The sequence below is a fragment of the Novosphingobium sp. ZW T3_23 genome (assembly GCF_044987305.1).
GTDB lineage: Bacteria > Pseudomonadota > Alphaproteobacteria > Sphingomonadales > Sphingomonadaceae > Novosphingobium.
The window spans coordinates 44,099-55,238 of the sequence record NZ_JBJDRF010000036.1; the positions used below are offsets into that span (position 1 = coordinate 44,099).

The 11,140-nt window shown below is 62.1% G+C and carries 9 protein-coding genes; 3 read left to right on the top strand and 6 right to left on the bottom strand.

Features of this window, described 5'->3' with window-relative positions; translation table 11 throughout:
* Positions 1–37: 37 nt before the first annotated feature.
* The 4 genes from ACI3K3_RS17395 to ACI3K3_RS17410 form a co-directional block, all read right to left on the bottom strand.
* The gene (locus tag ACI3K3_RS17395) at positions 38–706 is read right to left on the bottom strand and encodes a hypothetical protein (RefSeq protein WP_404915909.1); all 669 of its coding nucleotides are present in this window, start codon (positions 704–706) and stop codon (positions 38–40) included.
* A gap of 243 nt (positions 707–949) precedes the next feature.
* Positions 950–3,400, bottom strand: coding sequence for a TonB-dependent receptor (locus tag ACI3K3_RS17400; protein WP_404915911.1), 2,451 nt, complete (start codon positions 3,398–3,400; stop codon positions 950–952).
* Positions 3,401–3,507: 107 nt separating this feature from the next.
* Positions 3,508–4,392 (bottom strand): FecR family protein, encoded by an 885-nt coding sequence (locus ACI3K3_RS17405; protein WP_404915913.1) that lies wholly within the window; start codon positions 4,390–4,392, stop codon positions 3,508–3,510.
* Entirely contained in the window at positions 4,392–4,967 is a 576-nt protein-coding gene (locus tag ACI3K3_RS17410; RefSeq protein WP_404915915.1) for an RNA polymerase sigma factor, read from the bottom strand. Before ACI3K3_RS17410 ends, ACI3K3_RS17405 begins: the two co-directional genes overlap by 1 nt.
* Positions 4,968–5,012: 45 nt before the next feature.
* On the opposite strand from ACI3K3_RS17410, the gene ACI3K3_RS17415 reads away from it, so the two are divergent.
* Positions 5,013–6,635, top strand: coding sequence for an alkaline phosphatase D family protein (locus ACI3K3_RS17415; protein ID WP_404915917.1), 1,623 nt, complete (start codon positions 5,013–5,015; stop codon positions 6,633–6,635).
* A 633-nt stretch (positions 6,636–7,268) separates the two neighbouring features.
* Positions 7,269–9,392 (top strand): TonB-dependent siderophore receptor, encoded by a 2,124-nt coding sequence (locus ACI3K3_RS17420; RefSeq protein ID WP_404915919.1) that lies wholly within the window; start codon positions 7,269–7,271, stop codon positions 9,390–9,392.
* Positions 9,393–9,519: 127 nt separating this feature from the next.
* On the opposite strand, the gene ACI3K3_RS17425 is transcribed toward ACI3K3_RS17420, so the two are convergent.
* Both ACI3K3_RS17425 and ACI3K3_RS17430 read right to left on the bottom strand, forming a co-directional pair.
* Complete coding sequence (locus ACI3K3_RS17425) at positions 9,520–9,798, bottom strand: hypothetical protein (protein ID WP_404915921.1); 279 nt, start codon at positions 9,796–9,798, stop codon at positions 9,520–9,522.
* On the bottom strand, positions 9,795–9,944 hold the full coding sequence (locus tag ACI3K3_RS17430; RefSeq protein WP_404915927.1) for a DUF2256 domain-containing protein: 150 nt from the start codon (positions 9,942–9,944) through the stop codon (positions 9,795–9,797). The genes ACI3K3_RS17425 and ACI3K3_RS17430 overlap by 4 nt, the downstream gene beginning before the upstream one ends.
* A gap of 150 nt (positions 9,945–10,094) precedes the next feature.
* On the opposite strand from ACI3K3_RS17430, the gene ACI3K3_RS17435 reads away from it, so the two are divergent.
* Positions 10,095–11,006 carry a histone deacetylase gene (locus ACI3K3_RS17435; protein ID WP_404915923.1) on the top strand — a complete coding sequence of 304 codons (912 nt, stop codon included), beginning with the start codon at positions 10,095–10,097 and terminating at the stop codon, positions 11,004–11,006.
* Positions 11,007–11,140 lie beyond the last annotated feature (134 nt).

Genomic DNA, 11,140 nt, shown 5'->3' on the forward strand with positions numbered 1-11,140 from the left:
GGAATGTCAGAGCTGCCTATGATAGGCTAGCCCTCGCCTAGTGAACGATGATTGCGGCGACTACGAACAAGGCGATGCTGTAGAGGGAGGCAACGCACGCGTCGCCAACGCCGACGAGAAGGGGCACGTGCAATTTTCGTGCGAACCACCGGGCCATCGTGACGAAGTACCATAGAGTCCCCGCACCAATCACTCCGACCGAAATGATACGTGCGCCTGCTAACGGCAGATTCGGTACCAGGGTGCCTATCCCCAACATCAATGCGAATGGGGCCGCCGTGTAGCACTGGGCGTAAAAGGGACGGCGCAGGCTGGCATGGTTTAAGCGTGTGTGCTGGCGACGCAACAGGCGGACCGCCATCATTAACGGAAATAGACTGAACAGCAGCATCCTGAGCGCCAGCAGCGCCAGGTCGCTGTCGACCAAAGCCGCCAAGCCGTGCGTGTCAGATAGGAGCGGGTTGCGCGCGACCGTCGCGACTTCGAGGCCGTGCGATATGAGCAACGTCAGAAACAGGAAAAGAGGTGGGCGGATCGCGTCGTCATACTGCTCTTCCGGACGATCAGAGACTTCGCGATCGGCATAGTCCATCATACTCTGAGGTTGGACGATCGTTCGCCAAAGTGTCATCGGATAGAAAATTAGCCAGCTCATGACGCTGTAGAGGGCCTCATCGAGCGACTCGATGATCTTCATGAAATCCATGCCCGTAGCTTCGCGCGTGCGGCTCAGACTGTCGAGCAGATTACACTGGGACGATCGACTACGTTCCCTCCTGGTACGGCTGCAGCCAAGTGGCTATGTCGCTCATTTGGCGCCGCCTGTTATTTTAGACGTTTGCGCCTGACAGACCCCTCTGAGGTCTGTCACAGATATCCAGAAACCAGGCACGCCGAGTTTCCAGTGACTGAAGGGTAGCCCCACAGGAGCCACCCTTCGGTTGAACGATCAGAAGGCCACGCGGAAGCCCACCGAGTAAGTCGCCGGGGCGCCGACCAGACGGGCAGCGCCGTTCAATTCCGGGAAATAGACTTCATCGGTGATGTTGCGCCCCATCGCATAGACCGACCAGCCGTGCGGCGACTGGAGTTCGATGCGGGCATTGAGCAGCGTGTAGGCAGCCGAAGTGTTGTTCGGCAGCGCATTGAGGCGGTTCGATTCCTTGCCGTGGTAGAACACGTTGACGCGGCTCTCCAGCTTCCAGCCTTCGCCGAAGCTGTAGTCGTGGACAAGGCCGGCGCGGCCGGTCCATTTGGGTGCGCCCGGCAGCGGATCGCCCACGGTCGCCAAAACGTCGGCGATGCGGGCAGAGTTGAACTCGGTGATCTCGGAGAACAGGTAGGTTCCTGAAGCATCGAAATCGAGCTGGTGGCTGCCCGAACGGAACACCGTCAGGTTCAGTGATCCTTCAAAGCCGCGCGTCTTCGCCTTGCCGACGTTGGTGCGCCCGTTGGTGTCGTTCGCCAGGCGGGTGGTCGCCTGCAGGTTGTCGAAATCGTTGGCGAAAGCATCGAGCGACAGACGGATCGGCCCGTTGAAGTATCGTACGCCCGCCTCGTAGGCCCACACCGTTTCAGACTGGAACGGCTCGGTTTCGGCCAGCGTCATGATCGAGGTCCCGTCGAAGCCGCCCGAACGATAGCCGCGCGCAACCGAAGCGAAGACGTTGAGATCGTCGTTGATGAACCACTGCACCGAAGCGCGGCCCGAGACGTCGCTGTCCTTGAACTGCTTGTCCCAGTTGAAGTTGTTCGTCGAGGCGAACAGCGTGTTGTAATAGGTGATGCCCCAAGGATCGTCGTCGACGTTTCGGCCCGTGGAATCGATCTGGTCGCTGGTATAGCGAAGACCGCCGGTTACCCGCACGTCGGGGATCACTTCGAAGTCGGCCTGTCCGAAGACCGCGCCCGAACGGCGGCGCTGGCTGTGGATGTTGTGATAGATCGTACGAGCAGCCCAGCTAGTCCACTGGCTTTGGTAGTCGATCGTGTCGCTCATGATGAAGGTGCCGACCACCCAGTTGAAGCGGCCCTGCTGTTCGTTGCGCAGGCGCGCTTCGAACGAGGCCTCGCTGAGCTTTTCGTCGAACAGATACTCGTACTGGGGATAAGGGGTGCCGTCTCCGTTGCCGCCGACCTGACGCTGGCTGGCTTGCGCGCCGACCACGACGTCGAGGCGCAGGTCGTCGTTGATTACGTGCGATAGCTGAGCCGAACCTCCCTGAATGTCGATCTTCTGGCGAAAGTACTTGGCCGAATAGAAGGTGTATGGATCGCTGTCCTCGCCCGCATTGAGCACGCTGGTGTCCTGAGCCGCGTTGATGCGGTCATACTGTCGGGTGTCGCCCCTGTCGCGGCTGGCGAAAGCCTTGAGGGTCAGCGAGGTGTCGGCGTCCAGATCGATGTCAAGCGTGCCGCGCGCGGCGAACAGGTCCTTGTCGCCAAAGCCCTTGCGCTCGCCGGGGTCGGTGATCGCGGGAACCTGCGTCTGGACCACACCGCCCACGCTGAGCTGCGCGCCGGCCAGATCGCCCGCGCCCATGCCGTGCATAAAGCCCCCGCCCTGATCGGTCATCACAGCGATGCGCATGCGCACATTGTCGCTCAGCGGCCCGCCGAAGGCCGCTTCGGCTCGGAAGCTGTCATAGCTGCCGTAGCGGGCATCGACATAGCCTTCGAAGTGGTCGCTGCCGCCGCGCGTGATTGCATTGATCACACCCGCCGTGGTGTTGCGGCCGTAGAGCGTGCCCTGCGGCCCGCGCAGTACTTCGATACGCTCAAGATCGAACAGCGGCATGCCAAGATAGGCGTTGGAGCTCTGGTAGACGCCGTCAACGTGCAGTGCGACCGAAGGGCTGCCGTTGGGTTTATAGTCGTCTGCGCCGCCTATGCCGCGGATGGAGAGCAGGCCGTAGCTTTCGCCGCCGGTGCTGTAGTTGATCGAAAGGCCCGGAACTTCGTCGACCAGGCTGGTGAAGTCGGTGATCTTGCGCTTCTCGACTTCGTCCCCCGAAACGACGGTGAGGGCGGCGGGAACCTTGGAGAGATCCTCTTCGCGCTTCTGTGCGGTGACGACGATGTCGCCGCCCGCAGCCGCGTCGGTCGCGGCGACTTCGCGCTTGAGCGAACGCGGTTCGGCGGCGAGCGAGATCATGCTCGAACCCTCGAAGGCGATCTTCATGCCGCGACCGGCGATCAGGCGGCGGATCGCTTCGGCGCGGGTGAACCGACCCTTGAGCGGCGCCGAGCGCAGGCCCGCCACGGTGTCGTAGGGGAACACCATCTGCACGTCTGCCTGGCGGCCGAACTCGTTGAGCGAGGTTGCCATGTTCTGCGCGGGAATATCGAAGCTGACAATTCGATCCTGTGCCGCATTGGCGGGCGAAATCGCAAGGATCATGGGTAGTGCAATAGAGTGAACTGGCATTCTTGCCCTCCGGGAAAACCGTGTCTCGGAAAGGGAGATGGGCGAAGCCGCGCCCACCTCTATCGCAATGCAAAAAATGTTCAGCTTGCCGAAAGCATGATCGCGCCGCTCTCGCTGCGGCGGGCGTGAATGCCGAAGGATGCGCCGAGCGCTTTGAGCAATTCGGCCGGGTCGGTATTGGTGAATCGTCCGCCAAGGCGGATGCGCGAAAGCCGGGGGTCGGCGACCACCAGCTTGTCGTCGAGGTAGCGGTTGAACTCGGCCACCACGAAGTCGAGGCTCTCTCCTTCGAAGACCAACTGGCCGCTCTGCCAACTTCTGGCCCGGTCGATTGCCACGGCCTCGGCCGGAGCCACGGCGAGTTCGCGTCCGATGACTTGCGCCAGCGCGCCTTCGTGAACGGGCCGGCGTTCAGCATCGGCGGCACCCTTGAGCACCAGCAGTGCCACCGTCTCCGGCTCGCGGCGTGCGTTGAAGGTGCCTGGCTTCAGTTCAAAGCGCATGCCGTTGGCGGAAAGGCGCAAGGGCGGCCCCGTGACCGCGCGCACGTCGAGCGCGATCTCGCCCCGCTCCAGCCAGAGCGATCGTGTGTTGCCCTTGATGCGCCAGCTTATCCGGGTGTCCGTGTTCAACGATACTCGCGTACCGTCCTCCAGCATCACCGTGCGTGTCTCGCCCACGCCTGTCTCCGCGTGTTCGCGGGCAGCCGCCTGCATGGCGAAGCCGCCTGCCAGTGCGGCTCCGCCCACCAGCATGCCGCCGCGCAGCAGGTTGCGGCGGTTGAGCCGCGAGGGACGGCGCAGGGGCTCATGAACAGGGCGTAACGCTTCGATCTGCTCGAACGCATCGACGACTTGCGCAAACGCGACCGCGCGCCGGGGATCGCCCGCGCGCCAGGCTTCGAAGTCCTCGCGCGTGGCCGATCCGGCGTCCAGTGCGGCCAACCACGCGGCCGCTTCTTCCATCAGTTTGCTCGGTTTCGGCGGCGTTGCCATAGGCGTGAAATCGTTGGTCCTTTTGCCTGCGGTGGCGCTTCCTGCAACGCGCAGGCCAGAATGGCCAGCCCCTTCGCAAGATGCTTCTCCACTGTAGAGACGGACAAGCCCATCCTCACCGCTATGTCGCGCGGCAACATTCCTTCGAAACGCCGCAACTGCACCACCGTGCGCGCCTGAGGGGGCAGCGTTTCCATCAATTCCATCAGCCGCGAAAGCTCGATCCGGCCCGAGACTACGGCGAACTGGTCGGGCGCGCCGTCAGCGAAATCCATCGCTTCCATGTCGGCCAGATGCTCGAAGCGCACTACGGTCGCGCGGCGGTGACGTTCGTGCGCAAGGTTGCGGATGATCGTCAGGACGAAGCCGCGCGGATTGGCGATCTTGCGCTGATGTGCGGCATCGATGGCGCGGGCATAGGCTTCCTGCACCAGGTCCTCGGCATCGGCAGGCGCAACCAGGCGCGCGGCCTGACGCCGGAAAGCCGCGCGATGCGGCAGCACTTCATCGATGAACCAGCGATCTGCGTCCCGTAACCAGGCCAACGCCCTTGTCCTTTTTCGCGAACCCGGACGCGGCCGTTAGGCGGTGTGAATGACATTTCGGGGACACCGATTGTCACATCTCTGTCTGAAAGGGCGGATAGCGGCGCGGTCATGCACGATTTTCCGCAAAGCTTCGGGTGGCATCGCCGGGCGGTGCTAGTCGCTATGGCCGCGCTCAGCACGCAGACCTTTCCCCGAGTGGACGCGTTTGCCGCAAGCGCCGATCCATTCGCCCTGGGGGTTGCCAGCGGCGATCCAGCGCAGGATGGTTTCGTCCTGTGGACTCGCCTCGTTGGTCCGGCCGCGACCCCTTTACCCCCGCGCGCCGTCACCGTCCGCTTTGAGGTTGCTGAGGACGAGGCGTTCCGCCGCATCGTGCGAACCGGCTTCGAAATCGCCCACCCAGCGGCCGCTCACAGCGTTCACGTCGAACTGGGTGGATTGGCACCGGGGCGCACCTACTGGTATCGCTTCCACGCGCTGGGCGCGACCAGCCCGATCGGTCGCACGAAGACCGTGCCGTTGAACGCCGACCGCCTCCGCATTGCCATGACCTCCTGTCAGCATTGGGAACTCGGCTGGTTGCACGCCTACCGCGACATGATCGCCGCAGCGCCCGATCTTATCGTCCAGGTTGGCGATTACATCTACGAACAGGCTTACCCCGACCAGCCGAAAGTCCGCAGTTTCGGTGCACCCGACCCCATCGACCTCGAAGGCTATCGCGCGCGCTACGCGCTCTATCGCAGCGATCCCGACTTGCGAGAGGCGCATCGGCTGTTCCCGTGGCTGGTCACCTGGGATGACCATGAAGTCCTGAACGACTACGCTGCGCTTGCAAATCGCGAAGGGTTGCCACCAGAAGTCTTCGCTCCGCGCCGGGCAGCAGCCTACCAGGCCTATTTCGAACATATGCCGATCCGCCCCAGCCTATGGCGCTCGAGACCCATGCCGCGGCTGTTCCGGGGCGTGGATTGGGGCGAGCTTGCCTCCCTTTCCATGCTGGATACCCGCCAGTATCGAGATGCTCCGGCCTGCGCCGCTGCGCACGTTGCGCGCAACGTGAAGCTTGATCACTGCCACGAACGCAACGGCACCGACCGATCAATGCTGGGTGCGGCGCAGGAAGCATGGCTTGACCAGCGCCTCCAACGTGAACGTCGCCCCTGGTCCCTTTTGGCTCAAGGCGTATTTTTCGCTCCTCTGGCACTGGACGGGACAGGCGAGAAGGTATGGAGCGACCAGTGGGACGGCTATCCCGCTGCCCGAGATCGACTGACGAAAAAGCTGGGCTGCCCATCTGTGAACAGCGCCGTCGTGCTTAGTGGCGACATTCACAGTTTCTGGGTCAATGATCTGAAGCACGGTCCGGCTTCAAGCCCGACGGTCGGCACCGAAATCGTGACGTCTGCTTTGGCTGCGCAGTCGCCGCCTCCGGGACGTTTCGGTGATGTTTTGGCCAACAATCCGCATATCCGGTTCAGCGACGTGCAGCACACAGGCTATGTTTTGCTGCAGGTTGACCGACATCGGATGAGCGCTCAGCTCAGGCAAATCGATGCAACGCAGCGAAATGCACCGCCGAGAATACTGGCGATGGTCGAACAGGACGCGAGTGCCAGGCATGAACCTGCTGTCGTTACATCGGTATCTTCACACGGCGCCTGAGCATGGCCCGATTAAGATTCGAAAGCCCACCGTTAACGGACGGCGCAATCTTGCAGAACAGTTGCCAAGTGAGAATTGGTAAGAGCAGGTTTAGCGAATCTTTTGCCTAGAACCCGCCGTTTTAACTGTCATTTCTTCCGCCCACCTTGGCCTGTACGAAAAGAAAACTGTCAATCGGAAGCCGCTCCGTCTTGGCTTCTTTGGACATCCTCCGTGCAACGCTTCTTAGGGGCCCCTGCGCTACGTTAAATATTGTCACGGTGGCCGCACACCCGGTCAGCCGCTTGGGTTGGTTGGCGACGAAACGCACGTGAAGGTCGCTGCAGCGCGGGTACGCGAAGGGCCTCCGCGTTGCACCCGACGCACCGGGCATTGCGACGGTTAAGGCCGTAATGACGCTGGCCATAGGGTTTTGTGTCTGATCTTGAATGATTTGGGAAGTGTTTCCCGAAGATCTCTGCTCGTTGACAAAATTCGCGCACAATCACGTTGCATATGACACGCATTCGCATTAACGGGCCGGGCGATCTGAAGCCTAAGGGTTTCCGGTCATGCGCGAACAGCGCTTACCAAAAAGGGAGGCCGCAAATTTCCATCCGAACCCAGATCCGCGCCCATCATGCCGCTGCATCGATGCTCGCGATCAGCTTGCTGATTGCCACGCCTGCTCGCGCCGACACCGGAAATGAAAAAAGCGACGCGGATCCCGATCCCAATTCGATCGTCGTCACCGGAGCTGCGGAGACGACCGGACTTAGCCTGTCTTCCCGCGAGACGCCGCAATCGGTAACCGTGCTCGACAGCGCCCGGATGGAGGAGCAAGGACTCTTCGACATCGCCGCTGTCATGGAACAGGTCGTCGGCATCCAGTCCAACCGGTCGAGCGCGCTCGGTACGGACGGCACCAACTATACCGCCCGCGGCTTCGAGGTGAAGAACTACCTGGTCGACGGCGTTGCCCGGCCGACCAATATCTACGGCTTCACAGAAGATACCGCCGACATGGTCGCCTATGATCGGATCGAGGTCATTCGTGGCTCCGCCGGCATGATGACCGGCACCGGCCAGCCCTCCGCCGCAATCAACATGGTACGCAAGCGACCGGGTACGACTACCCGCGCCAGCGCCGCCGCGACCGTCGGATCCTGGGATATGTACCGTGTCGAAGGCGACCTTGGGGGAGCGCTGACCGCCAACGGCCGTGTTCGCGCGCGCGTGGCAGGGGCGTTGCAGGACAACGAAACCTTCATCGATCGCGAGCACGCCAAACGGCAGGCGCTCTACGGCATCGTCGAGGCCGATCTGACGCCGAACACGCTGCTGACCGCCGGGATCGAATACCAGAACTTCCGCAACAAGGGCGCATCGCGCGGCGGCGTGCCGCTGTTCTTCACGGACGGCACGAAGACCGATTTCGCGCGCTCGACCAACGGCGGCACGGACTGGTCCGATTTCAACCGCAAGAGCGTGAACCTCTTCGCTTCGCTGGCGCACGATTTCGACAAAAACTGGCACTTCCAGATCGATGCGGAGCACAAGTCCGGCTCCTATGACGAATCGATCGGCTATTTCTTCGGCTCCGCGATCGACAAGCAGACCGGCCTTGGCGGCAACCTCTACGCCACGCGCTGGGCTTCCGATCTCACACTCGATGCCGTCTACGCCAACTTGCGCGGCAGCTTCGAGGCGCTGGGGCAGGAACAGCATGTTGCCCTGACGCTTAGCCACGCGCAGTTCGACGATGACCAGACGCTCTATCCCGGCTGGTGGGACGGCCCCGAGTACATGGACTCCACGGTCAACGCGCTCGAATTCTTCAAGGACGGCAAGTTCCCCAAGCCCGACCTGTCGGCCACCGGCGACCTTGGCGGCAATCGCATCAGGACCACTGCGGCCTCCGGTGTCGCCCGGCTCAAGCCGATCGCGCCGCTGTCGATCATCGCGGGCGGGCGCCTTACATGGTGGCGCCAGGATAGCTATTCGCAGGGCTCCACGGGAGGCCGGACCTGGACCCCAGGCATCCGTGAAAAGGCCGTGTTCACGCCTTATGCCGGTGTGGTGCTGGATATTACAAAGACGGTCTCCGCCTATGTCAGCTACGCCAGCGTGTTCGAGCCGCAGACCCAGCGCACGGTCGAGGGCGACATGATCGCACCGCTGGAAGGCAATACCTACGAAGCCGGGCTCAAGGCCGATTTCCTCGACGGCAAGCTGAGCGCCAGCGCGGCGGTGTTCAAGATGAAGCAGGACAACTACGCCCTTGCCGATGGTCCGGGCATTTTCGCGCCGGATGGCAGCGCCGCCTATCACGCGGTGTCGGGCATGAAGTCTTCCGGCTTCGAACTCGAAGTCAACGGCGAGATCCTGCCCGGCTGGCGCGTGGCCGGCGGCTTCGCCAACGCTCGTGCCGAGGACCGGGATGGCGTGCGCCAGCTACCACAGATCGCCAGGAACACCTTCAAGATGTTCACCGCCTATAGCCTTCCGGGCGACCTCGACGGTTTGACGCTGGGAGGCAACGTGAATTGGCAGGGAAAGACGACGGCCGATGGAACCGGGCCGAACGACGAAATCTATACCCAGGGTAGCTTCGCAATCGTGGACCTGATGGCGAACTATCGCCTCTCGCCGCAATTCTCGCTGGCGGTGCATGTCGATAACGTCTTCGACAAGACCTATTACTCCGGGCTGTTCATCGGCAGCGCGCGCTATGGCTCGCCCCGCGCCTTCACCGTTACGCTGCGCGGCACACTGTAGTTCCCGCAACACACATCTAAAAACTTCAATCGACGTCGGCGGCATGGACGCACAACCATGCCGCCGGTTGAATTCCAAAACAAACGTCATTTGTTCAACTGAAGTCTTAGAACAACCAAAGGCTTTCTTACGAAAGCGCCCGACCCTTCAAAGTCTCGGGCCCAGAATGCCGAAGCGGATATTCCGCATCTAAGGATTGAGTTTTGACCTCTGAGCGTCCGGGAAGGGTCGAACAGATCATCCACGGTTTGCGTAGGATGGCCGGCTTTTTTATCCAGTTGGCGAAGGCAAACTGCTGCTCACGCACGGGTGGTTTGTCGGTCTTCTTCTGATTGCGGTCCCAGGTGCGGTAAGGCATGGCCAGCCGATGGTTTCCGCACAGCTTTTTCCCGGTGAGCGTTATCATGGCCGCTTCGTCACCCCTGCAGTCCGGCAGCGATCCGAGCAGAACTTGACGCTATCCCAGTCCCGCGCCCATTTTTTCCGCCACGCGAACGGCCGCTGGCAGGAGAGGCATATTTTGGTGGGCAAGGTCAGCTTATGGTGCGGCATATCGTCCCAACGCACCAGATGCCAATTGGAGGCAGATCTCGATCGAGCGCGGTTCGCTTTCCTGGAGGCCTCGCAAGGCAGCCGGCCGCCCGTAACTAGGCGGGGCAATGCTGCTCGACCTGGGTGCCCAGGCGTTCTACCCGTAAGGCCATGCTTCATGTCGTCCATCATCCCGGCTACGTGGTCGAAACCGAGTGCGCGGGCACTTTTCCGCATGACAAGTATGCGCTGGTCATGCGGATGCTGGGCGAGAGCGGCGCGACGATGACGGTCCACACGCCCGAAGTGATGCCGCGAGAGTGGCTCGAGGCTGTCCACGACCCCATTTATGTCGACGAGGTGATCGGTTGTTCGGTGCCCATGGCCAAGCAGCGGCGGATCGGTTTCGCGATCGACAAGCGCATATCCCGGCGATCACAGCTCTCCCCCGGCGGAACATGGCTAGCGGCGAAGCTGGCGCTGCGGCACGGTTATGCCGCGAATTCCGCTGGCGGCAGCCACCACGCCCTGGCCGATACCGGCGCGGGCTATTGTGTGTTCAACGATCTGGCGCTCGCCGCCAACAGGCTGATCGAGGAGGGTGACGTCTCGCGCATCCTCATCCTCGATCTCGACGTGCACCAAGGGGATGGCACGGCGGCCCTGACCGCGGTGCGGAGCGACATCTTCACGCTCTCCATCCATGCCGAGAAGAACTTCCCCACCCGCAAGGCGCGCTCTTCGCTGGATGTCGGGCTGCCCGATGCAACGGGCGATGCGGGCTATCTGGACGCTCTCGCCGGATCGCTGCCCATGGTCCTTGAGCATTTCATGCCGGAACTGATCCTGCTGCAGGCAGGCGTCGATGTGCATGTGGCAGACAAGCTTGGCCGGCTGTCCGTGACTGACGAAGGCCTCGCAGAGCGTGATCGCTTCGTGGCAACAGAAGCCAAGCGGCGCGGCATTCCTTTGGCGAGTACGCTGGGCGGCGGTTACGGCGCGGATCGGCAAGCAGTGGCCTTGCGGCACACGAGCACGATCCTTGCCCTAGCTGCCACGATCAACGAAAGCGATGCCAACTGATCGCGCAGGCTTGTAAAGCGGTTTCCTCTCTCCATCGAGCTACTCGACGAAGTTTTCGATCTCCCCGGGATTGAGAACCTGGATGCAGGTATTGCGGTCTCTTCGCGGAATGCCGGCCGCGCCAGCAGGATGCC